Genomic DNA, 23,813 nt, shown 5'->3' on the forward strand with positions numbered 1-23,813 from the left:
AAGTGTTTATTGTAGTAAAAAAGCTAAAATAAGAGAATTATTCTTATTCACAAGGAGATGGTAAGTCTAATTCACTAGTAGGTTTAATAGTGTAAACACTTCCTTCAAGACACATAAGTGTTAGGTGTTTGTTATTGCTAAATGTTATTGGGTATAGTTTAATGTTTGTGTTGCTGGTAGCCGTTCTAAAATAAATGTATCTGTTGTTTATCCATACTTTAAGATATTGATGTCCGCTCCAAGTTCTAGTTGTTTTAGTTCCCGTTGGGTGTAATGCAAAGACCTGTAATGGGTTTAAACTATTAAGGTGGAGTTTGTCTTTTGATTCAAAGACTTTGTTTATCAGTTGTTTTGAGGTGTTTTCAAAATAATCCTTTAAAGGATGAATGACTACGGTATGTTTTCTTATAGAATCACGAAAGTTTTTTTGAGGTTTAACCTGTGAGAGTATAACTGTACCGTTTTTAGAAACAATCACATCGGTTGGTGGATATATATCAGAAAATTTAGACTTGCTTAAATCCATGTGTTTCGTTTGATTAGTTTTATACTGAAATCCATTGGCAGCAAACACGAATTGCTCGTTTAAGGTATCTAACGTAACATAAGAAACGTCGTTTCTATTAAAAGAACCCCCTCCTTTAGTTACTTGAGGAAGGTATTTAGAATTAAAAACAAGTTCTATAGTATAGTCTCTAGTTTTAATTTGCTCTTCTAAAAGCGGGTACTTAACATTATAAAGTTTTGAAATTAGTTGGTTTCCCAAGTAGTATAATAAAGGACTCAAAATAATAATAAGAAAAATATATCTTTTTTTTAATCTCATTTAATTGGATGTTTTAGTATTTGATATATGTGTTTTATTGTTTGTAATAGTCGCTTTTGAACTTCTGTTTTTAGATATATTTTCAATTACATTCAAAATTTCTAAAATATCTTCATCGTTTAGTTTTCCATAGAATAGCATCTTTTGTTTATTATTTTCTGATTGATACATCAGCGTTTTACGATCTATACGTTTTAACTTGTTGAAAGGAAGTGTGTTTGTTTCATCGGTAAGGGTAAAGTGTATTGCAGAACGTTGTTCTGTCCATGTGAATTTCTGAATGCTATTGCTTGTTATATTTTTGATGTGTCCGGTACCATTTTTATCTAAAAACAACGTTATTAGAGTTGTTGCTCCTTGCATATAATGATAGGTTGTATAGATGAATTGTGATTCAGCTGTATGAATTTTTTTAAGTAATTCACTTTCATTATGTATTTGTTTTTTGAAAAGGTCATATTGTTTAGCAGACATTTTGGTTTTTAAAAGCTGTGATTGTAGAATTTTAACTGGTTCTTCTTGCTTACTTTTTTGTAAGGTACTGGTATTCTTACAAGAGCTAAGTAATGCTAAACAGAGTATTGTAGTATGTAATTTCACTGTTTTCAAATGTGTTTTATTTTTTATAAAAACTTTGAACGACTAACCTTCCTGTTTTGTATGTGTAAAGAAAAAACGATTTATTGCTTTTAACCTTTTCTTTAAAAAGTTTTGAAGGTGTAACTTTTAATCCTAATTGAAGATATTTTGTAAATATCATGTTAGATGATACTGTTCTAATAAGCCTTATTAATACTTTGTTTTTATGGGGGATGTAATTTAGTATAGCATAGCTGTATGGGGTAAAATGATTGTTTTTATACAGTCTTTTGTTTAGTATTCCTAAAGCTTTATTAAACGACTTGCATTTTTTTAACTTCTGTAAATCAATATTTTTTAAAGTATTGATATATGGGTCGTTTTTAAGAGCTCTAAGTAACGATGCTTCTTCAACAAGAAGCAATAAACTATATGGCTCTTGCGTTTTTAAATTTATTGTTTGTACAAAACTATGGGCAGTCATATAACTATAACGTGGCTGTTCCATATTGTTTTTTTCAAAAGATAAAATGTTATCTATTAAAGACAATGGTACATAATCGATGTAATAATATGTATCAGGGTCTCTTTTTTTTAGTTTTTTTATTTCTTTAAAAGCATCGTAAATTACTTTATTTTGGTAGACAACTTTTTTACTGGATAACAACAAAGATTTGGTAACATAAAAAGAAGAATCAATTTCTTTCTGAACTACTACCTCTAAAGAGGCTCTGCTAAGAAATAGGATAAAAACTATTGTGTTAATGTTAAGTACTTTCATAAAAATAAGCATTAACTATCAATATATAGACTCATGGTAAATTCCTGTTCCTTATTTTTTTGAGGACTCAACGCCTTTAAAAAAGCATTAATCTTCTTACTATCGTAATTTAGCATCATTGAAAAATTAATAGATAGTATTAAGCAGTTTTTACCTTTCTCTTTGTATACTGAAAATGATTTAGAATCGAGTTTAAAGTTTTTAAAATCAACTTTGTTACTTGTTTTGTTGATCTTGTTTATATATTTTTGAAATATATTACCTATTTCCTTGCTTTCTGAAACAATTATAGAACTACTTAACGATATACGTGCTGTTTCTTTTGTTTCTGAAAATATTGATGAATTGTGTTGGCTCCACGAAAAATGGATTGAATACATAGATAAAATTCCAATGAATAGTAACTTGTGATGTGTTTTCATACGATTGTTTTTTTTCAAAAGTATGATGGTTTTTAAGCTTAAGAATCCCTGTTTTCAGGGTTTTTTACTTTTTTAGTGTAATTTTCATTATTATTTATCAATGGCATGTTTGGCATTGTCAATAAGTAACTTGTAATCAAGAATTGCTTTTTTAGGCGTATTAAACACACGTGTTCCTTTCGCTTTAGATATTATTTTTTTGTGTTTCCAGTTTAGAATGTCGTGTGTAACTTTATAGGCGTTGTTCAGTTTTTTGTAATTTAACCCATAAGGTGTTTCTGCAAAAACGTCTTCAGATTCTATAATTTTAATAGGCGTATGGTTTGTTAAATACACCGTAGTTTGTATGCTACCAAAAGAAAGTCCTATGTCTTCTACAATTTTGGAAATTTTACCTTCCTTATGCCAAATTTTAAAAAGGTAACCACCATCTAAAGTCGTTTTTATTTGTTTTAATTGATTTTGCTCTGTTAGTGTGAATGTTGTATCGGCTTCTATTTGCTTTATGTTATTAGAAATTTCTTCTAGGGTTACGTCTTGAGCAAACGTGCTTACATATACTATAAGTAGGAGGGTAGTGATTGTTTTTCTTATCTTCATTAGTTATTGTTTGTATATAAAAGCTGTGCAAACAAATGTAAAGTGACGTTAAAAAAATAATATCCCCTTTTTCAGGGATTCTAGTTATGAAAAATGAACAGATATTTGACATCGTTTTTATGATATAACTTATTATACTATTCAATGAACACACTTTACATAATCTTTTTTTTAGCAGTATTATTTTATTCCTTCTACAATGCCATTGTATATCAAAAAAGAAGAAACAAAGACAGCAAAGCAGCCAAACAAGCTATAAATACACTTACCTACCACCGAGAGCTTACAGAAAAGGAGTGTAAGCTACTAGACGATTTACAAGAGCAAAAAAAGTATAAAAAAACACATAAGCGCCTAGATAATAGAGTGTATTTATTAAATGGAAAGTTTGAACGCCATGGTATAAAAACTCGCTACAATACTATATGGCATAATTTAATTGGAGGGCTAGAAGTAACTTTAGATGATCGAGGGTTTGATTATTTAAAGGAATATAATACTACTGAAGTGATTAAAACAGATAAACTTCCAGTAGTTATAAGTTTAAACGAGAGCTTTTCTCTTTTAAACCATATAATTACTGAAAAACAAATAGAAAAAGGAGAAGTAGGGAAGGTTGCAGGAAGTGATGTTGAGCTTATTCATAATCGTAAGCAAACAAGTCATGAAGTTCAAGCTGTTAGAAAACAATGGCATGGTACCATAGGTGCCTTTCTAATGATTCCAGCCTTGTTCTTCATGGCACTCACAGCTCTTTGGGATGTTTATAGCATTTACGGGGCGATTCCAGAAGGGCTTCTATTTGTAGTAGCACTTTACTTTCTTTGGCGTAAACCAAAGTTTTCAAAGCCAGAAGCCATACGTACACTTAAAGGTGTTATAACGTACTCTGCAACAGTAGATTCCTCTGAAAATATTCAGCAAATAAAACCCTTTATGGGAACGACAGAATTGAAATTTGAAAACATGTATTGGTTGCCGTTTATGGGGGCATATACAGCTGATGACACACCTGTTGAAGTAGATGTTACTAAAGATGGCTGGTTAATGCGTTTTGGAACCTATTTATCTCTGGAAACAGAAGAAAAGAAGTATCCGTCTCAACCGTGGTATCGTCACGTTATTATGACGGTAACAGCTACCATAGCACTTATAACAGCATTGATTTCAGTGCCGACATTAACTAACAACATAAGACCTGATGCAGCATATTATTCAGTTGTTTTTAAACAATTATACTTGTATGCGCCTGCAATATTTATGGTTTTAAACCTCATCTTAATAACTATTCATGCGCCATTGGCATACAAAAGTTATCATTATAACAAGCAACGTAAAATGAACATCCATAAATACTATGAAAAGGTCATTCCTATTATAAAATAAAACCAGCCTAGACCTATGTTCATCCCCCAATTAGTAGGACAGTACGCTTTTTTTATAATAAGAGTTAAAACATAATAATATTGCTGTTTAAAATAAAATCTATGAAAAAATTATTTTTAGCATCCATTGTAATGTGCTTTTTTTCAGTATCTCAAGCACAAACCAATGAAATTGGTAAACACGATTTGGTAGAACTTACAGAAAAAATTTTTAAAAAGCATTATAAAGAAAACTATACAGCTGATCAAGTGAGAAAATCTAAAAGTCTTTTAGATAGTATCTTTCTTCATACAAACACTTCTCATAGTATAGAAATAAAAGCAGACTACACAACTAAGACACCAAGTATTAAAACAGTAGTTTCGCAAGATAGTAATGTACGGGTAATTACGGCCTACCCACTTAACCTACCCGAAATAAAGATTGTTCAATATTCGAAGAACAAAGAACAGTTGTTTCTTTTTTCAGATTATGTAGTACAATTAAAATTAGAAGGTGAGGTAAGAATGCAAATTGATGCTATTTACAATTTAAATGAAGATACCTATTTATTTAGCTGTACCCGTTTTGGATTTTGGACCAATCCAGAAGATGTGCATGCTTTTACGGTCAATCTAATCTCAGGAAGTTTTAATTCAAATACCAACATGGTTTTTTCTGAAAAATTGGAAACGTTTTACCCTCAATTTCCTCCTGATATTGATACCAAACCTTATTTTAAAATAATCTTCAATAAAGAAGATAAAATCCTTACAACCCCTATTCATAAAGGTGGAGAAATAAAGGGAATACATCTATACAAATATGACAATGTAAAAAAATAATTTACATCATTGGCCAAAGAAGAAGCTCCCTTAACGCAAAAATAATGTAAAACAGTTATGAAATCATTTTCCTTAAGTTGTTTATTTATAGTTTTAACTCTTGTGGGATGTAAAAAGACAGCCCCTGTTGATGAGTATTTAAAATTATATAAGGAAGCAACACATAAATTTCCCAATACGGTAACTAAAAAAGAACATGCTACGGGATTGGAATTAAACATCCCTTTTCATTACAATATTGAAAATGTAAATGCTCAGTTTAAAGAAGAGTTAAGAACAAACACCACGCCTTCTAAAATTTTTAAATTAGAATCAAACCTAACAAACTTTAACGGTTATGGTGGACGTGTTTATTTAATTGAAAACAGTCAAGCCGATGTAGTTTCAATGGATAAAATATTGAAAAAATATTCATCCCAGATAAAACATATAGTATATCAAGATGCGGAAAGTCTCATTTTTTATGATCGATATATGGTCTATACAATGGTCTTTTTTCACTATATAGAAAAAGAAAGGGTTTACATTATTTTTGAAAGCACCAATGTTAGTCAAGGAAATAGTGTATCTATTGACGGAAAAGGTAATTCACCATTATTGTCACAAGCAATGTACGATTTACAGGTTGCTAAAACACTGGTAGAAGAAAGACCTAAGATAAAATTAGATACGGTATCCTGGAAAACATTTAAAAACAACCTAACAGGTAAGCAACGTCAGGCATATAAAGATGTAGCCTCACAAATAATAAAAGTTGCTGATACCATAGCTTTAAATACGGCTGATGAAAGTCCTTATGGCAAGATCATACCTTATGTAGGAATGATCAAGGTTCAAGAAAAAAGCCCTTTGCTAACAATTTTCAATACAACAAGCTCTGAAAAAGAGATAACCCGATTACTTTCAAAAGAGATTGAAGCTATTGGTTATTATACAGCTAGAGAATATAAGGTGCTGTTGTTGAATAGAGAAAAAAATGCCTTGGTTTTGGCTTTGGAACCCATCTATTTATCAGCACAAAGTGATTACGTTCACGTTTCTATTAATTTGTACACCAATAAAAAAGGAGAGCAATTTTTATTATATGTTTTTCCTGAAGATGAAGCCATGGCTTATTTCTATTCAAAATTTTTAGCTATAATCCAAAATACGGGTGAAGAAGTATAATCAGCACTGTTGATGAAGAGTACAAAGCTGCCAAAGAAGTGAAATAATATAATAGCCAACTTCATTATAAAATGAATACAACGAAAATAGACCTAAACTAATCGTCACAAAAGCTATAATTTTTTTGGGTGGATTAACAGGGGTTAGAAACGATTGTATTTATTTTCTAGAAGCTCTTGCTTTTTGAATTTGTTGTTTACGATTTTCTTTTTGCAGGATAATGTCATTTTTTTCTTTATCAAACTCTTGCTGTGTTAAATTTCTGTTTTTTATTTCTGCCAAAGCTTGTTCAATAGCTTCTGGTATGAATTTGTTTTTTTCGTGAAGTATGGTTATTAGTTCTCTATCAGAGTACTCCTTATATAATTTTTGTAATTCAGTCATAACTGTCGTAATGTAAGAACTCAAATAAAAGTTTATTTAAAACTCTTTGGATGCCTATTAATTTGTAGGTCGTTAATAGTAGCATTTTCCCATTGTTTGATGTCTAACCCTAAAGCGGTATTAATTTGTTTTAATTTTTCAAGACCTTCTAGTTGATTGTCTTTTTTACAAGGAAACCCAAATTCAAATACCAATTTCCCTTGTTGGTAAAATCCAAAAAGATAGGTTTTATAACCACAACTTACCCAATAAACAGCAGCTTTATACTTGGTGTTCTTTTCATATAAAAATGTTTCAGACAAATTAGCTGTATAAACTTCATTAGAGGCATTAACACCAGAAAATATAATATTGCCTCGTTCGCTATAATAATCTTTTAAAAATAATTCGGTTGGCTGGTATAACAGCATTCCATACATAAACGATTCTCCCCAAAGCGTGTCTTTAAAAACGACAGTTTCTTCTTCATATACATTGGCGTGTTCTTTGCTGGTGTCTTTTTTAAAATCATTAAACTTTCCCATAAATGGAAATACTTGTTCAAGATTCGTAAATACGTAGCTATTATCATTATTATCAATAACCCACTCGTTATTAAAGGGTGCCTTTTGTAGCCAACCTTTTAAGTTTTTATTGGTAAGATTTACTACGTCATTATCCCAATCTAAAGGCTTTTTTGTGTTGCAAGACATAAAAGCGAGTATAATTGTAAAAAGTAGTATGATGGTTTTAGTATTCATAGATGTGTAATGTATGTTAGTTAAATGAATTATAAAATTGTTTTTTATTTCGGTATTTTTTTGAAAATTTCGTTCACGATAGTCTGTCTATCGTTTTTATGAAATTCTTTCAGTGAAAGTTTAATTTTTTTAGAAACTTTTGTTATAAACACAATTTTTTTCTTTTTTGGGTCAAAATGAGCGTCCTGTAGTTCGTTATATTTTATAAGGCGCTTGCTCTGTAATGGCGCAGTGTTAAACTCTAAATGGGTTGTATTTATAATAAGCGCTTTATGGCTTTTTTGCCAAAAGTACCGTAATATTAAAACAATAACCGGGGCTATTAGCGAAAGACTCATGTGTCCTGTTTGTTTAAAAGATATATACATAGAACATAAAATAAATATAATAAGCCCTGGTATTATTTTGTTTGTGTTTTGATTCAGTTTGTACGTTTTCATTTATGGTTTGTTTACAGATTCAATAAGTTTGTTGGCACCTAAAATTCCGATAACTCCAATAGGAATAAATATAAAGCAAGTGTATTTAAATAGTTTTGCTCCAAGTAGAGTTTTATTGGTAATCATAGTAAGCAATAAGCCTACAAGATTTATAGCTAACGGAATAGTACATAAAAGAGCCACTTGTTTACGTACGAGGTCGCCATCCATAGCAAATGAAAGTACAATGATGCAGTGAATGGCAAAAGCAATATACATGCTAATTGGTGTTTTTTTAGTTGTCATAAATATCCTGTTTTTTGTGAACCCAGTTTTTAAAATGTGAGTCGTTTGTGCTTGTAATTTCGTTGCCTGTTTTTGGTATGCTAACCTTAAACGAGGTTTGCACCCAATCTTGAAAATCTAGGTTCACAGATTCGTCGTCATCTGCATCATTCCATTGATAGGCAGTTTTTGTCATGTCAGCGTTTCCTATTTCATCGTAGCCAATGGCTAGCAAACGTAAAAAATCAATAAATGAGGTTGCTAATATGCACAATGCATCACCTTCAGAGCCTAAATGCACAATTTTTTGATTGCCATCATCATCTAGCCAAAAGGCATAAATAGAACCATCTGGTCCGAGCCCAAAAACACCAAAACGGTCTGAAATAGCGGCATTATCAAACCAACTTTTTATACTGTATCCATCATCAGCTTGTAGTTCAAAAAGACCGCTAATCGGGTAGTCGTTTTCATCAACCCAATCACATAATAGCTTTAGTTCTTGTGGTATGGTTATAGTTTTAGGAATTCCTTTTTTAATGCGGGTGTATAAATCCATTTTTATAATATTTCATATAGCTTTTGAGTTCAAAATTAGGTATGAAATAAAGCCTGTATATCCCTAAAAACAGTGATTTTATTTTTTGTAAGTTCAATGTATAAATACCAATTACTTATATTTCCTCGAATAGAATTAATTTACAACCCTGAAGCAACAAGAAAATAATGAGAAATTCGTTGGAAAATTACCTTACAGAAGGTGATTTGTTAACACCTAAAGAAATAAAGGACTCCTTGTCTTTTTTTAAAACAAAACAACTTAAAAAGAATGATTTTTTTGTAAGAGCAGGAGAGGTGTGTAATTATATTGCTTTTATAAATAAAGGAGCTGTTAAAACATTTTCTTTAGGCGATGAAAGCATTACGTGTTTTAAGTTTGAAAATCAATTTATGACCTCTTATGAGAGCTTTATGACTAGAACCCTGTCGCACAAAAACATTCAAGCTATAGAGAATTGTGACTTACAACTTATTTCTTATAAAAATTTCAAACAATTATTAGAGCGTATTCCTTCTTGGAAAGCTTTAATGAACGGGCAACTAGAGCAAGAATATTTAGAAAAGGAACACTATCTCATGCATTTTAATAACAAAACAGCAAAGGCAAAATACATACAGTTACTTGAAGCCAATCCAAAACTTATTTCGCGAACTAAATTAGATGACTTAGCATCATATTTAGGCATGACTCAACGTACACTTACCAGAGTCAAAAAAGACATTTTTCAAGAAACCAATTAGGACAAATGTACTTATTCTGATAGCTTACTTGCCATACTTTTGCTTAAAAACATAACATAATGAAAACCGTAGCAAAAGATGTGTACCACATTCCGTTAATGCCTAGAAATGGTATAAATTGTTATATTATTGAAGGCGTATTAATTGATTCTGGAATAAGAAGTTCTTATAAAAAAATAGCCAAAAATGTTACTGATGTCCCAATACATTTACATGCACTAACACATGCTCATGCCGATCATCAGGGTTGTAGTAACGAAATTTGTAGTCAATTTAAGGTACCCTTATATTGCCATGAAAAAGAAGTAGCTAGAGCAGAATCTGGCTTAGCAACAAAAGATTATCCAGCAAGTCAAGGTATGATTGCAAAATTTCAGCAAAAACATTGGGCAGGTAAGGGGCAAGAGGTCTCAAAACACTTAAAGAAAATGATTACATTGAAAGTTTTAGAGTACTTGAAACCCCAGGACATGCTGATGGTCATCTCTCATTTTTTAGAGAAAAAGATGGTGTGTTAATTATTGGTGATGTGGCAACTAATATGAATTTATTAACCACCTTTACAGGGTTGCATTTACCGCCAAGTATGTTTACAACAAATCAAGACGTGAACATCAATTCGTTAAAAAAATTAAAAGCGTTGGACCCTCAAATTATCTGTTTTGGACATGGTTCTGTTTTGGTTAACAAAAACAAAAAGTTTGAAACCTTTGTAGATAAACTTACCATCTGATTTGATGATAAGTTTTTTTACATTGTGGCTTGAAAAATAACATTTTGATATACTTGTGCATTTCCTTTTTTAATGGAATTTTCTATTGAAAGTAACTTACTCATAAATCAAAATTTATTTTATAGTTCTTCATCGGTTACCAAGCTTGTGATAAGACTTTCGAATGAATTGGCAAGAAAATACATGTTTTCTAAAACCGCTTCTTCATTGGTAAATAGGTATTCTTCTTCGTGTTTCCAAAAGTAAACAGCCCCATTCGTATTATTTAATGAAACATCCAAGCAAATTTGGTTTCCACCAGGGTCATCTCCAATAGCAAGGAATCTTTTGGGTATGCGACCGTCGAATATTTCAATATTCCAAACTAGTCCATTTTTGCCTTTCAATAAACCATTCAACCAATTGATTACAATAATACCTAAATCTGGGTTTTTAGTAAACAAGCATGGTTCAGGAGAGCCGCCATTATGGTTGAGTAAAAACTTGAAATAATCGGTTGGTAAATGTATTTTGTAGTTTTGTTCAAATGCAAGAACTTCGGCTTTGCTTGGTTTGTAATTGGGACTACGATAGGTTACAGGATGTTTTTTCATGGTTTTTAATAATTCAATTCGTTAATTTCATTTATGCATCCTTTTATAAGCGCTAGTAAACTAGGATATTCATGGTTTTTTGTATAACTTATATTTGAAGCACCACCTAAACAGAATTTGCCATGTACCCATCGTAAGGTGTTACAATCGTTTTGCCCAAGCCAAAGCTCACCGTCTTCCCACCACTCAAAAATACTTTCATCAGTACAGGAATGAAATTCTAAAACGACTTCATATCTAAAATTATTAGCTACAGTACATAGATCCAGTAATTCGTCAATAATCGTTTTATTAACTCCTAAAGCAATTGCACGATATTTGAAAGCTTCTAACTCTTTTTGTGTCGCTGGAATCAATGCGCTTCTGTGTTTTTCAGGAAGTGCGTGCAATAATGCCTTTATTTTATCTAGGTTGTTAGTCGTTTTCATAACTTATGTGTTCGCCAAAAGTGTCCGCACAGGGTTTTAGCCATTGCTGCATTTTAGAGTTCTTTTTTAAATACTGTTTTGGGGCTATTCCTACTGTGCTTATATCAATATGGCGTATAAATTTTACATCGAGTGCTGTTTCAATAGCAGGTATTATAAGCGGAAATTTTGTATAAGATGCTAGTTTTGGCCACGGTATTAGTCTGCGATATTTAAGCTGTTGTGATTCTACCGTTAATCCACTCTCGCGCCATTGCGCTAAAAAAAGTTGGTCTTTTCGTTCTAGTTGTGCTACCCAAGACCCTGTAATGTACATGCTTAATGTAAGTTTTAAATCTTCAGGTTTTAATTGGTTACGGCTGTAAAGCCAATGTTCTATGTTTACCGTGCTCATGGTGAGTGTCATGCCCCAATATTCATTACTGTATTTAAGGTTTAAGGATGAAAGCCAGTTTTCTAGAGATGCTTTATTCATTAGTTCTGTAGTTTTTTATTTTCTTTAAGCAGATGGTATCTAGATTGCGAATTGCACCTTTTCTAGCGCCGCCACCTCGAGTATTGATAAATGAAATATAGGTGGTTTTATAACCTTCTTTTTTTATAGGAATGTTATATGCAACAGGAGGGGCTTCCATAATGAATAGTTCTGAAAGCAAAAATTGGTTGTAACGCTTTTCTGGAAGATAAAAATAGCCGTTGCTGTCGGTTTTTGTTGTTCCAACAGTACAATTTACAATAGGGTGTTTTTGCATGTTGGCTATCGTTTCATAGAGCGCATGTTGCTCTAATCTAGATACGCAACTAGAAAGTGTTACTAAAAGTACCGCAATGATGATTGTTTTGTTGCTAGTCATTTGTCACAGTTGTTAGTTTCAAGGGGTCTAATCACTATTATCTTAAAATATCTTTATCAGCCTCTAAATAATTGCATATTTTTTCAAAGTTTAACCAGTGTTGTACGTTGCCCTCATGATCAATCATATGTTCTATTAGTTCAGGTTGTAGCACCTTTGTATAGGGGAGTGTATTTTTATCCTGCCAATGGCAATTTTTGTGTGCTTTATAATTAGGGATTTGAAATCCCCTATAATCATCAGTAAGCAGTAAATTGGTGTATAGATTTTTTGTACTGATGCTACCGTGATTGTAGTATGCGATAAAGTTTTCAGTTACGTGAATGTCATTGGTTACATAAATTTCACTACCCGAACAAATACAATTTTTAGCGCGTATACTTCCTAACACGACTAATGTGGTATTAATGTCTATTTCAGCATTAATGAGCAGAGAGTTTACGTTTAAATTACCATTAATAACCAATGCGTTTTCTGAAATTTCGTCGAGGTCCAACGTGTCAAAAACAACATCATGGTTGTAGTAAATTGCCGTGGGTTCTGGGGTTTCAAAAGCAACATTGTTAGAGGTAAAATCTTGTGCATTTTTGTTAGGAAGCAAGTTTTTTATTTCACGAAACATGTCTTCCATTTCTTTTCTTCCTTTTGGGCTTGTGTTGTATTTGTACTCTTCAACTAACGAAAGTGTTGGGAAGTTTGGAAGTTTTTCTGCTAATTTTACAAGGCTTATTGTAATCATGTGGTTTCTATTTTAGTACGCCGTTAGACTACTATTAGCAAATTGATGTGTTTTGAACTCTATAAATCGCTTGTTTATCATTTTTGTTATTGCTTCTATAGTTTTTAAGTTAATCGGAATATTTTTTAATGCTTCTTGAGCCTTATCTATCTGGTAGTTATTAAAAAGGTTTTTTTCGTTTAAATAGACATGGGCAATATCACGTTGGTAAACAATATCATAGTCACTTAAATTATGTATTCTTTTATAAAATTTTGCTCTGTGCAAAAATGTGCGACATATATATACCCGTTTAAAAAGCTCTGTGTGATGAATGCTACTAATGTATTTACGTCGTTCAACGCTTTTTGCGCTAGTGCCTTTTGTTGTAAACTAGCTCTAAAAAGCTGATTTTCTATGGGCCAATACACAAAACCAAGCGTTGCTAATCTCTCTGGTGATGTTATAAAATTGTTGATACTTTCCTTAGCTAAAGGATCAAACAAAATGAACAGAATTTCGTTTTCAACAATAGTTGTTTGAACAGTTTCTACCTGTTTACTATTTGTATTGTACTCAATGTATTGCTGAACACCTTTCGGGCTGTCTATAACTTTGTGCCATGAATAAAAACTTTCTGAACCGTCATTGTTTAACCAAAGGTTGCTTATATCACTACTTTTTCCCGTTGGTTGCCCTAACTGTGTTTCTAATTGTTTGTAAGAATCGTTGAAATGTATAGGAAACTTAAACTGACTGTTTTGTTTTGAACAAAATACACCACTTATTCTAAATACATAACTGCCCTTCCTTTCGGCTGGAATAGGTGGGTAATCTAAATTGTTTATTTCAATATTCAATACGACTTCTATACCCAGAATTTCATTTGTTAAATGAAGACCAGATTTTCTTGTTTCGCTATCATATCTTGCGGTATCTTTTTTGGGGTATTTTATTTGATACGTTTGTAAAAAAGTACAGCGTCTTTATCTCGTATTGACTTGCCTAATACTTTTATGATATCTTCCAAAGGGTCTTGGTTTTATTTAATGATTAAGCCGAGGAATAAGCTTTTACAATCTTCTCACAAGGTTATGGTAATTTGGCTCATTTATTATTGTAAGCTAAAAAAGCTATCAAAAATGTCTATTCTGTTATTGTATTTTACTCGATAATCAAGATTTGAAGGCTCCGAGGCTTGCCCTAAAATCAAAATCAAATTTCTATACATGGCTCGTGTGCTTGCACTGAGATGGCTTACTCCTTTTTTTGAACTATTGTAGTGGTCATGGCAATATTGTTTATGCTATTTGCGCGGTGTGGGGTAAGCTTGGTTTCTAAAATATTGCTTCTAATCCATTGAGCATCTGTTTTCGTTAAATAAGCTCTTGCAGTAATGGTATAGTTACTTTCTTTTCTTTGTTGAAATAATTCGTGTTCTTCCCATGAACTATTGGTGTTTAATTGAATGGTAGCACCATCCTTTTTTATAAGTGTGTTAGGTGTTAAACGTCCTTCTGCATAGTTAAAGGTTTGGTTTAAAACCATAGTTAAATATTTAGGATTGATGTAAGTTTTTAACTCCAGAATAGGGTCTCCATGTCGTAAGTTTACTTTGTTTTTGTAATCCTTCCAAGGAATTTCTCCCGATAAAAATTTAAAGGTACCATCGGCTGTTCTTTCAAATAGAAATTGTGTGTCTTTGAGTTTTTTGTAATGCGCTAACCACTTGTTTAACTTTTCTTGTTTCTCTTTTTTAAAATACACTTTTCCAAAAGAGCCTTTGGTATTCCCTGTGGTATCTATGCGGCTGTCATAAACAAATGTACAAATGGGAGAAGGTACTTGTATGGAAAACTCATTTAGCTTTACAGTATATCTGTTGGTCTTGTTTTTAGCGATTTCTAAATTTAATTCATGATTGATAATAGAGGGATTGTATGAAGATATATATGTTTCACCTGTACCTTCTTTCCTCTCTATTGTAAGAGTATAATTACCTTTTATAGTGTTTAATTGTGATACAGAAATGGTGTTTTTTGCTTCGTTACTTTTGTTATTAACATCTTTACAAGTTATTACTGTTGTAAAAAGCAGTAAAAGGGGTAATAATTGATTTATAAAACTTTTCATTGTGAATCGGTTTGTTTTAAAATTATATGTTGTTAAATAGCGTCCTTATTCTGAACAGTTGCCATTTTTTAAATTTTCAAATGTTGGGTTGTAACCATTAAATTTTGTCCTAAATGATGTTGAATTTTGATTTTCTTGCGCAAAGCTTGTTAAAGCACAGAAATTAGTAAGCGAATTGTTAGAAACCACATCAATTACAGAGGCGTTTTCAAGGCTATTTATGCCGTTAAGATTTTTTAAGTTAATATTATTTAACACCAATAATTTAGAAGTTTCTGTTAAGTTTTCCAATCCAGATAAATCAATTAAATTCTTATTGTCGTTTATAAATAATTGCCCTTTAATTATTGTTAATCCATTGAGACCTGTAAATGAAGTTAAGCTGTCATTATTGATAATATTAACGTTTGTTAAAACCAGTGATACATTGTCAAGACCTGAAATAGAGGTTAGTTCAATATTATCCTTAATTGATATAAAATCTACCTTCTGAATATTTTCTAAACCCTCTAAAGACTTTAAATTGTGGTTGTTGTTTATGATAATGCCATTTACTTCTTCTAGGTTTTCTAGCGCTCTTAAATCTGTAATTTCATAGGTGTTTTTTATAATTAAATTACCATTTATAGTCTTTAATGCTTTGGTTTTTGGAGTGCTTAAATCTTTTAAAGATCGGATTTCAAGATCACCTTCTAAATGTGTGTTCAGTTTTTTTATTGAGTTGTTGTCACTGCATGCAAGCAACGTAAGTGAGATTAAAAAAAGAGTAAGTCTTTTCATTTTTAACTGGTTTGTATTATCAACCAAAAATAAAAGTATCAGGTTAGATATGATTCCCTGAAAACAGGGATATTATATAAAGCTTTTAGAAATATAGGTGTATGTAGGCATAAGTTAATCTCATATAATCGTCAGTTACAGGATTAAAGATAGTGCTTTGAGTTAAGTATTGACTTTAGAAACTTCAATTTGAGTGGATTCGAACATGATTGAATTTGCCATAATTGCGGTTATATATTATTGGGCAATGTGTTTTTATTACGTATATAAATTTCAATGGCTTTTTTGTGAAAATCTCTAAATTCGTTTTTGTTGTTATGGCTCATAAGAGATTCTTGAATATTCAGCATATCTACACAATAGGTTTTAGAGATCCAATAGGCGAGCTGTTTTAAATTATAAACTATCTTGCTTATTCCTAGTTTGATGCGTTTTGTGTTTTGATATGCTTTGTCGGTTGCTGTAATCACTTTTTCTTAATTTTTTGAAGCCCTTGTTTCTGTGATTGCTTAAAGTTTTATCGCTACTTTTGTTTTAGTTTTAACCGGTGGTTTGTTTTTTGCTTAAAATCGCTTTGCCATTGCTCTAAATTAAAATGATACCTTTCTTGAAAAGATGTTGTTTCTCTATGCATCATCAGGGCGTAATTTTGTTCCATAATTAAGGCTTTGTCAATGTCTTCTATGACGTTGAGTTCCGAGAGGATTTCGCTAATTATCGTATAAATTTTATTTTCTTTCACGCCCCCAAAATGAAGGTCAAAAATATTTCTGTTTTTAATTAACGGATGCTGTTTTAGCGCACCAACAGGATGTATGTTTTTAAGCGTATATAAGGCATTTTCTGATGGATGCTGTATTGCCCAGTTAGAAAAAATAGCATTTATGATACTTTTTTGAAACTCTAGTTGATTACCATCTTTTTCATGTAATAAGGCTAATTTATACCAGTTCTCACTGTATTCACCAAAAACATCAGTGCTTTGTTTGTAATATGCCAATGCTTGTTTGGTTTGACTTTGTTTTAATTGATTACCGCCTTTTTTTATGAGATTTAGAACAAAGGCGTCATCATCTATTTCGTCTTCTCCCCAGTCATAATCGTTTAACTGATACCATTCTAAAAATTTATTCAAGCAAGAAAACCTTGGCATTATGATACCTTCATCATGTAGTATTTCACAAATAATTGGTTCTTGATGTTCTTTTCCAAATTCCCAATACAAGCCAAAATAATCACCATTGCCAAAGCTGGCTTCTTCAAATTTTTGAAAACCATTTGGAGGGAAAGGACCTATCTCTTTATCCTCAATTAAAGTAATCTTATCAATATTCTCAGGTAGCTTCATGGTATTGGAGTTACTTAATGTTTTTGTAAATGCCTATGTTTAAAAGGTTACTTCCTCTAACTTCTAAATAATAACCTCTAAACGGTAATACCCGCTCTTTATAATCTTTATAAAGACTTGGATTAATCTCTGCATTAAACAACAGTTGTAGATTCTCGTTGAATGTTTTAAGAGAAATGGAATGGTTTTGTTTGTTTAATTGAAAATATTTCTCCGATGGAAATCTGCTATAGCTTTTTATCCAAATGGTGCCTTCTTGTAATTCTCCGTCTTTAAATACAGCTTTGTATTTGGGCTTATTGTTGCGATACTGAATAACTTCCCCTTGAAGTTGATCGTAAATTTCGGTATATGAAAGCAATTTATTGTTTTTTAAATCATAAACAGTAACCTGTTTTGTTGCTTTATCTTTATGGATGGTAATGGTTTTAATAGTTTGGTAGGTGTTGTTATGTGTTTCTACATCTGTATGGTTTGTTTCTTTAACAATACTCCCGTTTTTATATACCTTTTCATCGTTAAACCTATTAACAGTAACACCTTCAAAAGGCTTGTCGTTTTTATAGAGTAGACGATAGGTTTTATTGGTTTTCACATTGTAGCTTGTTGAATAGCCTTCACGTTTACCATTTTTGTATAACACCTTAGAAATTTCTTTGCCTTGTTTGTTGTATTTAATGGTGTATCCATCACGTTTGCCATGTTTGTAGTTTTCTTCTTTTTGCTTGACTTTTTTTGACTTATAAGAAGTTCTAACACTTCTCCATGTAATAAATTTTCCGTGTTTTTCTCCATTTTCATAATAGCCTTGTTCGCGGATGGTTTTTTCATCACCTGTATAATCTACATATTCACCGTGTTTTTTTCCATCTTTTACTTGGGTTTTTCTGTTGTTTTTATAATCGTACACCACACCAGACCATGGTTTTCCATTTTTAAATGGGGCTTTAGCTATAACAGTGCCTTTTTTGGAGTAAAATATTGATTCGCCATTGGCAGTAACATCTTCTCGAAGTACACTTTTGTACGCTTTGAGGTTGCTGTCATACACACGCTGATACCGTCTTCCAGCGATGAATTGTCCGTTTTTTTGCGTGCTAACTTCTTTAATAGCATCAGAATTTTCATAAAATTCATAGAACGTACCTGTTTTGGTTTGGTAGTTGAATTCTGAAATTTTATCGCCATTTTTATTAAAAAAGATGCCTTTTTCTTTTTTTCCAGTAGCAGGATTAAAAAACAGTTCATATTGTTTGTTGCCATTGCTAAAATAAAACGTGTGTTTTAGGGGTTCTTCGTTTTCGTTATAGCGTATATGCTGCTTAAAACGCTTATCTTTTATATAATCAAAAGTTGTTTTTTGTGTTTTTTTATAGTTTTTAAAGGTTGTTTTACCTGCAATACGTTGATTAAGGTCTGGAGTCACCAAGGTTCCTTCAATAGGTATTGGTACGTATTGGCCAGTTTCTAGTCTGTCTGGAATAAACTCACCTCTTCTTAAGTCTACTTTTAAAGTAGCAATGGGATTACCAAGCGTGTCGTGGTAGGTAATTACAGAATCTTTTAAGGTAGAGAATAACTTTCTAGAGTTTATGTAAGGTATGATTGCCTTTATAGGAATGTTATTTTTATAGGTGATGATTTGATTGTATTTATTACGAATGGTACCATTTAATTCGTTGTTATTTTTTGTGAATACACCTATTTTTTTGCCGTTATCGGTATAGCTGATAACTTTAACAATCTCGAAATCGTCATAAAAATTTTCACGTATTAATACGCCACCATTATATTCTTCGTCTTTTATAAGATATTCACTATCGTACGTTTCAATTTTTTCAATTGTTTTTCCGTCAGGATAGAATGTATAGCGTTTTCCGTGATAATAAAGTAATTTGTCCAGCTCACCTTCATATTGCAGTTTGCCCATGACTTTGCCTTTTTCATCATAATAGGTTTTAACTTTTTGAATGGTGTCAAAACTGCTGCGGGTTTTTCCGCTAGGATAATAGGCGTGAGCGTACATAGGGTAATCATCTTTAACGGCTATTATTTCTTTAGGACGCATGGGTTTATTATAATAGATAACCCTTATGCCATGTGCTTTGCCATTTATTGGTAAATGATAGGTGCCTAATAGCTTACCGTTAGTATCGTAATACATTTTTTTATAGATGTGTCCTTTTTTATAGTAATATTCTTTGCGTGCACCTTTTTTATTGGTATCGTATAGTATTTCTTTTATGTGATGGTTATCTTTATAAGTAATCTCACGGACGCTATAAATGCAGTAATCATCAGCACCAGTTTCTTTAATATATTCAACTCCAGCTATTGTTTCATTAGTATTGCTATCGTCACAATCATCATATCTATAATAGGTACTTACACCGTTTAGCTTGTTGTTTTTATAGGTTTGCATTTGCATTATTTTACCATCAGATCGGTACCAAGTAGCAGTACCTTCTAAATGCACAGAATCTTTAAATTTTGAAAGTCCCGTCATTTGTAGTTTACCGTTTATATAGTAGTCATTTATGCGGTATAGGTTGCGTTTTTCTTTTTTTGCGTGTGATCTGTAAAAGTGGGCTTTGTCTTTTGTGGTTTTATCCCAACTACCATTAAACCATATAGTATCTTGTTGTGCAAAAACGGTGGTAGTAAAAAGCGTTATTAGTAGGGTTGTTATAGGTAATTTCATCTGTTAATATTTATTTGTTTTTTATGGTCAGATGGAATTCGCCATTGAACATATCGGTTGGTATCAAGATTTGTTATGGCTCATTTCATTAATACAAAAAATTATTAAATCATTGATTTGTCGTTGTTTATATTGGCTATTCTTTTTTAAATGCCCATTATGGGCTTTCATATATGTAGATTCAAAATAAACAGTTAATTTAATATTGCGATGTTATTCGCATAGAGGTTGTTGTAAAGTTCGTTAAACAGTTTTACAGCCCAAAAATAGCGTTCGGGCTGATTGCTTAATATGAGTTCCATCTCATCATTTTCTTTTGAAAAATACACTAAATAATTTGCTGAATATGATTTGTAATAAAACATATCAAGCCCCACTTTTATACCTAACATTGGCAGTATGTCTTCTTTAAGGTTTTCTTCATTAAGATGACGTACATAGAACTCAAAAGGTTGGTTAGGGAATTTATGTGCCTCTCCATACGAGGTGGCAGCAAACCTATTGTCACTTATAATTTGACGAAGTTTTTTAAAATCTATTTGTGGGTAATAATACTCCATGGTTTCAATCCCTTTTAAGGTGCGTTCCCACATGTTTTGCAACGGATTGTCCGGTTTTAAGAGCAAACTGTTGTAATTACTGTTATTAATAAAATGTTGTTGTGTTTCTTGTTGTTTACATTTGTTATCAGAGGCGAGTGTGTATTGTATAAACAGTTCATTAGGATTATTTTCGTCCCATAGAAGTGAACTTTCTTCGTCTTTGTTCTTGATTTCTATTAAGTAGGTTTTTTTAGGCTTGCTAAAAAGGCGTTTAAGCGGACTTCTAAATTCATCTTTATCATTTTTCAAAATTTCTACCAGTTCATCTAAATTATTATAAAACCAATAATTAGTACGGTTTTGTAAGAGATAGCTGTTTAAAACTCTAAAAAAGTTGTTGTAGCTAATAGTCCTATCTGAAAAAATACAAGGTACTTTATTATGCTTTTCTTGATAGCGTAGTGGGAGTAATTCAAAGGCGTCTTTTACAGGGATAGAGGTGTCTTCTATAACATCAGACACCTTAAAATAAGGTTGTTGTATGCATAAGCTGTTCAGTTTGGCTATATCACTAAAAGCTATGGGTAAAAATATAAAATCGTCACCATTTGTATCTATAATCAATACTTTTTGGTGGTGTTTTTTAAACAATGAATTTAGGTAATTATAAACATCACTTTCATCAGGTTCTTGGTCATATTCGTCATCAAGATAGGGTATTTCTTCTTGATGAAAAAAGGTGTAAATATCTAGCGCATCAAAATAATCAAACGCATAGTCATTTACATAAATCAGCTCTAATGCTTCAAGCTTTTCTGTAATAAAAAAAGTGATTTTTTCAGTAGTTGTATGTTCCCAGTCTGGGTACTCTAATTCAAGAGTACATTTTTTTCTGTTATAAAAAATGGCTTCTAAGTCACTCATTACATCTGGGGTAAACTGTGATTTAAAAAGAAGTTTACAAATACTATGTAACGAATTTAAGTGTTTTTTTTTTGTGTCCATTAAACCAATCATTTAATTTGAACAACAAAAATGAAACAATTAATTAATCTGTATATCCCTGTTTATAGGGAAATGGTAAGGTCTTACTTTTGTTTGTAACAAATAAAAAAAATGGAGAATAGTTTTTTTTAAAACTCCAAACACTGGAGAAATCTATTCCGATATTGCATTATTAGGGATTGCTAGGCTTTCTGCCGTACAAAATTTAAAACGTCCTACTATATTCAGATCTAATAATATGGAATTGTGGTATGCAGGAGGAAAAAATGTAAAAAAAATGGATTATGGGGACACCAGAGGACTACCTGTCTATTATTCGTGTGACTGGGATTACGATGGTCTATTTATTATTTCTCCATTAGTAATAGAAGTAGGAAAAAGTTCGAACCAAAAATTTTAGACTTAATTTTATTTTTGTTAAGTATTAGGTTTTTTTTATTGAATGTATTGTTGTTTAGGTGTTTATGGTTCGCTTTTCTCTGCTGGTTTTTCTAAATCTTCTAAAAAATGATTTGGAAATTGTATCGGGAAGCTCACTTAAAGCTTCACTAGAAATAGTGAGGCTTTTTTGTTATTTAAAATTATTTTATTTAGTTATCAAGCTATTTTAAATAACTATACAGTTCGAATTATTTTCACTCATAAAAAGAGTTGTTCCTAGGGTAGGGGATTTTACCTGATAATTAAGGTGAATTAAAACTAGCACTCGTAAAAATCATTTTTTTTTAGTAAATTGTAAGAGGTTAGTGTGTTGTATATCAGTTTGTTTAGGTGTTTATTCAAATCTATTGCCTTTTAGCTATGAAGACAGTGCTGATATAACCCCCCCCATATTTACTCGAAAAAAACATTAGAATTAATTTATTAATAAAACTGAATTAAATGTAATACATGATTGCAAAGAAGTCCCACCCAAACAAAGAAAATAATGAAAAAAGTAGCTACCCTCGTACTCTTAATTTTAAGTGTAACAACTACAGCACAAGTAGGTATAGGAACCTTAACACCTAATCTATCTGCCCAATTAGAGATTAAGTCAAATACAAAAGGTTTATTAATACCCAGATTAAATATTGATAATTTAAGCACAGCTTCACCTGTAAGTAGTGTTACTGTTAATGAAAGCTTATTAGTTTATAATACGAATAAAAATTCAGGAAAAGGTTTTTATTACTGGAATGGAATGCTGTGGGAAAAAATAGTAGATATAACCACAGCTTCAAATCTTATTGCTACACAAGCGGATAATCAACAAATAACAAGTTTTTTTTTAAACAGCTCTAATACTCTAACTATAGAGTTAGAAAATGGAGGTTCACAGTCAGTTGATTTATCGTCTCTTTTAGGCGATAATGAATTACTAACAGGAGAAGGATCGCCCATTAGTAACTCTATAGATCCAGTTACAGGCGCTTTATATGTAGATACTAACTCTGGGGAGGTTTATAGCTCAGACGGAACCTTATGGGAGTCAGTAGTGTCATCAGGAACCGATGGGAAATCGGCCTATCAAGTCTGGTTAGATGCCGGAAATACAGGGACCGAAACGGACTTTATTACTTCTTTAAAAGGAGACACCGGAGTAGCAGGAGCTGATGGGCAAGATGCTGCTTTATCAGGGGTGGGAAACCCTAATGGAACAGTTACAGGTATTGCAGGTCAGGTTTATACAGATACCGTTTCGGGAATATTATATAAAACTAGTGATGGAAATACATGGGGAGTTGTTGATTCAGATACGCAAGATTTGAGTTTAAGTGGGAATACCATTAGCTTAGTTAATGGAGGAACTGTTGATATGGGAGCTTCTTCTTTAGCAGGAGATGTTGCCGGAAACAATGTTTTAGCTACAATTAACCAAACAAATATTGCAACTATTAATTCTTATTTAGCAAGATTAAATAGTATAAGAATTGTAAAGAATCCAACAAGTAGCACAACTATTAATAATTCAGATGGTACAGTAATAATTGAACAAACAGGCCTAATAAATCTTGGACTAGGAAAAGATATAACATTACCAACACCAAACAGTAGTAACCTAGGAAATAAATTAGTGATTGTTAATAGAGCGGGTAATGGGCTTTTAATTGGACTTTCAGTCTCCTTAAATTTAAATATAATAGGCGGAGGCTCTATAAAAGGATCTGGATTGAGTTCATTAGGTACATCCTTGTTAGGAATTAATTCTTCTATAACAATACAATGTGGTTTTGATGGAACAAACTACTATTGGTATAAAATTGATAGTACTTCTTTATAA

General features: G+C 31.7%; 29 protein-coding genes. 8 read left to right on the top strand and 21 right to left on the bottom strand.

Going from position 1 to position 23,813, the window contains the following annotated elements; all coding sequences use genetic code 11:
* Positions 1 to 43: 43 nt before the first annotated feature.
* The 5 genes from MK851_RS12435 to MK851_RS12455 all read right to left on the bottom strand — a co-directional run bounded on the left by MK851_RS12435 (position 44) and on the right by MK851_RS12455 (position 3,208).
* Positions 44 to 826, bottom strand: a complete 783-nt coding sequence (locus MK851_RS12435; protein WP_320244231.1) for a hypothetical protein — start codon at positions 824 to 826, stop codon at positions 44 to 46.
* On the bottom strand, positions 827 to 1,435 hold the full coding sequence (locus MK851_RS12440; protein ID WP_320244232.1) for a hypothetical protein: 609 nt from the start codon (positions 1,433 to 1,435) through the stop codon (positions 827 to 829).
* A 7-nt stretch (positions 1,436 to 1,442) separates the two neighbouring features.
* Positions 1,443 to 2,186 (bottom strand): hypothetical protein, encoded by a 744-nt coding sequence (locus tag MK851_RS12445; RefSeq protein ID WP_320244233.1) that lies wholly within the window; start codon positions 2,184 to 2,186, stop codon positions 1,443 to 1,445.
* Between the two features lie 11 nt (positions 2,187 to 2,197).
* A complete protein-coding gene (locus MK851_RS12450; protein ID WP_320244234.1) occupies positions 2,198 to 2,608 on the bottom strand; it encodes a hypothetical protein in 411 nt (136 codons plus the stop codon).
* Between the two features lie 90 nt (positions 2,609 to 2,698).
* The gene (locus tag MK851_RS12455; RefSeq protein ID WP_303510320.1) at positions 2,699 to 3,208 is read right to left on the bottom strand and encodes a hypothetical protein; all 510 of its coding nucleotides are present in this window, start codon (positions 3,206 to 3,208) and stop codon (positions 2,699 to 2,701) included.
* 144 nt (positions 3,209 to 3,352) lie between these two features.
* On the opposite strand from MK851_RS12455, the gene MK851_RS12460 reads away from it, so the two are divergent.
* The 3 genes from MK851_RS12460 (at position 3,353) to MK851_RS12470 (ending at position 6,585) form a co-directional block, all read left to right on the top strand.
* On the top strand, positions 3,353 to 4,594 hold the full coding sequence (locus MK851_RS12460; protein WP_320244235.1) for an IgaA/UmoB family intracellular growth attenuator: 1,242 nt from the start codon (positions 3,353 to 3,355) through the stop codon (positions 4,592 to 4,594).
* 101 nt (positions 4,595 to 4,695) lie between these two features.
* Positions 4,696 to 5,418, top strand: a complete 723-nt coding sequence (locus tag MK851_RS12465) for a hypothetical protein (RefSeq protein ID WP_320244236.1) — start codon at positions 4,696 to 4,698, stop codon at positions 5,416 to 5,418.
* A 57-nt stretch (positions 5,419 to 5,475) separates the two neighbouring features.
* Positions 5,476 to 6,585, top strand: a complete 1,110-nt coding sequence (locus MK851_RS12470; RefSeq protein ID WP_320244237.1) for a hypothetical protein — start codon at positions 5,476 to 5,478, stop codon at positions 6,583 to 6,585.
* Positions 6,586 to 6,744: 159 nt separating this feature from the next.
* Here the strand turns inward: MK851_RS12470 and MK851_RS12475 are convergent, their stop codons facing one another.
* Genes MK851_RS12475 through MK851_RS12495 form a run of 5 tightly spaced genes read right to left on the bottom strand, consistent with a single transcriptional unit; the run spans position 6,745 to position 8,972 of the window.
* Positions 6,745 to 6,969 (bottom strand): hypothetical protein, encoded by a 225-nt coding sequence (locus MK851_RS12475; protein ID WP_320244238.1) that lies wholly within the window; start codon positions 6,967 to 6,969, stop codon positions 6,745 to 6,747.
* A 32-nt stretch (positions 6,970 to 7,001) separates the two neighbouring features.
* On the bottom strand, positions 7,002 to 7,709 hold the full coding sequence (locus MK851_RS12480; protein WP_303507179.1) for a hypothetical protein: 708 nt from the start codon (positions 7,707 to 7,709) through the stop codon (positions 7,002 to 7,004).
* Positions 7,710 to 7,753: 44 nt separating this feature from the next.
* Positions 7,754 to 8,149, bottom strand: a complete 396-nt coding sequence (locus MK851_RS12485; protein ID WP_320244239.1) for a hypothetical protein — start codon at positions 8,147 to 8,149, stop codon at positions 7,754 to 7,756.
* Positions 8,150 to 8,434, bottom strand: coding sequence for a hypothetical protein (locus MK851_RS12490; RefSeq protein ID WP_303507174.1), 285 nt, complete (start codon positions 8,432 to 8,434; stop codon positions 8,150 to 8,152).
* Positions 8,424 to 8,972, bottom strand: a complete 549-nt coding sequence (locus MK851_RS12495) for a hypothetical protein (protein WP_303507172.1) — start codon at positions 8,970 to 8,972, stop codon at positions 8,424 to 8,426. The genes MK851_RS12490 and MK851_RS12495 overlap by 11 nt, the downstream gene beginning before the upstream one ends.
* Positions 8,973 to 9,139: 167 nt before the next feature.
* Here MK851_RS12495 and MK851_RS12500 point away from each other — a divergent pair, with 167 nt between their 5' ends.
* The 3 genes from MK851_RS12500 to MK851_RS12510 are packed head-to-tail and all read left to right on the top strand — an operon-like array spanning position 9,140 to position 10,448.
* A complete protein-coding gene (locus MK851_RS12500; RefSeq protein ID WP_303507171.1) occupies positions 9,140 to 9,715 on the top strand; it encodes a Crp/Fnr family transcriptional regulator in 576 nt (191 codons plus the stop codon).
* Between the two features lie 59 nt (positions 9,716 to 9,774).
* A complete protein-coding gene (locus tag MK851_RS12505) occupies positions 9,775 to 10,233 on the top strand; it encodes an MBL fold metallo-hydrolase (RefSeq protein WP_320244240.1) in 459 nt (152 codons plus the stop codon).
* The gene (locus MK851_RS12510) at positions 10,152 to 10,448 is read left to right on the top strand and encodes an MBL fold metallo-hydrolase (protein ID WP_320244263.1); all 297 of its coding nucleotides are present in this window, start codon (positions 10,152 to 10,154) and stop codon (positions 10,446 to 10,448) included. The genes MK851_RS12505 and MK851_RS12510 overlap by 82 nt, the downstream gene beginning before the upstream one ends.
* A 119-nt stretch (positions 10,449 to 10,567) precedes the next feature.
* On the opposite strand, the gene MK851_RS12515 is transcribed toward MK851_RS12510, so the two are convergent.
* The 11 genes from MK851_RS12515 to MK851_RS12565 all read right to left on the bottom strand — a co-directional run bounded on the left by MK851_RS12515 (position 10,568) and on the right by MK851_RS12565 (position 21,550).
* Positions 10,568 to 11,041 carry an SMI1/KNR4 family protein gene (locus MK851_RS12515; RefSeq protein WP_303507169.1) on the bottom strand — a complete coding sequence of 158 codons (474 nt, stop codon included), beginning with the start codon at positions 11,039 to 11,041 and terminating at the stop codon, positions 10,568 to 10,570.
* A 5-nt stretch (positions 11,042 to 11,046) separates the two neighbouring features.
* Positions 11,047 to 11,469 carry a hypothetical protein gene (locus MK851_RS12520; protein WP_320244241.1) on the bottom strand — a complete coding sequence of 141 codons (423 nt, stop codon included), beginning with the start codon at positions 11,467 to 11,469 and terminating at the stop codon, positions 11,047 to 11,049.
* Positions 11,456 to 11,944 carry a hypothetical protein gene (locus tag MK851_RS12525; RefSeq protein ID WP_320244242.1) on the bottom strand — a complete coding sequence of 163 codons (489 nt, stop codon included), beginning with the start codon at positions 11,942 to 11,944 and terminating at the stop codon, positions 11,456 to 11,458. Before MK851_RS12525 ends, MK851_RS12520 begins: the two co-directional genes overlap by 14 nt.
* Positions 11,937 to 12,323 carry a hypothetical protein gene (locus tag MK851_RS12530; RefSeq protein ID WP_320244243.1) on the bottom strand — a complete coding sequence of 129 codons (387 nt, stop codon included), beginning with the start codon at positions 12,321 to 12,323 and terminating at the stop codon, positions 11,937 to 11,939. The genes MK851_RS12525 and MK851_RS12530 overlap by 8 nt, the downstream gene beginning before the upstream one ends.
* 37 nt (positions 12,324 to 12,360) lie before the next feature.
* The gene (locus tag MK851_RS12535) at positions 12,361 to 13,062 is read right to left on the bottom strand and encodes a hypothetical protein (RefSeq protein ID WP_320244244.1); all 702 of its coding nucleotides are present in this window, start codon (positions 13,060 to 13,062) and stop codon (positions 12,361 to 12,363) included.
* Positions 13,063 to 13,289: 227 nt separating this feature from the next.
* Positions 13,290 to 13,901 carry a hypothetical protein gene (locus MK851_RS12540; protein WP_320244245.1) on the bottom strand — a complete coding sequence of 204 codons (612 nt, stop codon included), beginning with the start codon at positions 13,899 to 13,901 and terminating at the stop codon, positions 13,290 to 13,292.
* 397 nt (positions 13,902 to 14,298) lie between these two features.
* Positions 14,299 to 15,174 carry a hypothetical protein gene (locus tag MK851_RS12545; protein ID WP_320244246.1) on the bottom strand — a complete coding sequence of 292 codons (876 nt, stop codon included), beginning with the start codon at positions 15,172 to 15,174 and terminating at the stop codon, positions 14,299 to 14,301.
* A gap of 45 nt (positions 15,175 to 15,219) precedes the next feature.
* The gene (locus MK851_RS12550; RefSeq protein ID WP_320244247.1) at positions 15,220 to 15,954 is read right to left on the bottom strand and encodes a hypothetical protein; all 735 of its coding nucleotides are present in this window, start codon (positions 15,952 to 15,954) and stop codon (positions 15,220 to 15,222) included.
* 523 nt (positions 15,955 to 16,477) lie between these two features.
* The gene (locus MK851_RS12555; protein ID WP_320244248.1) at positions 16,478 to 17,302 is read right to left on the bottom strand and encodes a hypothetical protein; all 825 of its coding nucleotides are present in this window, start codon (positions 17,300 to 17,302) and stop codon (positions 16,478 to 16,480) included.
* Between the two features lie 10 nt (positions 17,303 to 17,312).
* On the bottom strand, positions 17,313 to 20,003 hold the full coding sequence (locus MK851_RS12560) for a hypothetical protein (RefSeq protein ID WP_320244249.1): 2,691 nt from the start codon (positions 20,001 to 20,003) through the stop codon (positions 17,313 to 17,315).
* 194 nt (positions 20,004 to 20,197) lie between these two features.
* Complete coding sequence (locus MK851_RS12565) at positions 20,198 to 21,550, bottom strand: hypothetical protein (RefSeq protein ID WP_320244250.1); 1,353 nt, start codon at positions 21,548 to 21,550, stop codon at positions 20,198 to 20,200.
* A gap of 238 nt (positions 21,551 to 21,788) precedes the next feature.
* Here MK851_RS12565 and MK851_RS12570 point away from each other — a divergent pair, with 238 nt between their 5' ends.
* Both MK851_RS12570 and MK851_RS12575 read left to right on the top strand, forming a co-directional pair.
* Positions 21,789 to 21,950 carry a hypothetical protein gene (locus MK851_RS12570; RefSeq protein ID WP_320244251.1) on the top strand — a complete coding sequence of 54 codons (162 nt, stop codon included), beginning with the start codon at positions 21,789 to 21,791 and terminating at the stop codon, positions 21,948 to 21,950.
* Positions 21,951 to 22,478: 528 nt separating this feature from the next.
* Positions 22,479 to 23,813 (top strand): hypothetical protein, encoded by a 1,335-nt coding sequence (locus tag MK851_RS12575; protein ID WP_303507148.1) that lies wholly within the window; start codon positions 22,479 to 22,481, stop codon positions 23,811 to 23,813.

This window comes from Tenacibaculum sp. 1B UA (assembly GCF_033978845.1).
In the GTDB taxonomy this organism is placed as follows: Bacteria; Bacteroidota; Bacteroidia; order Flavobacteriales; family Flavobacteriaceae; genus Polaribacter.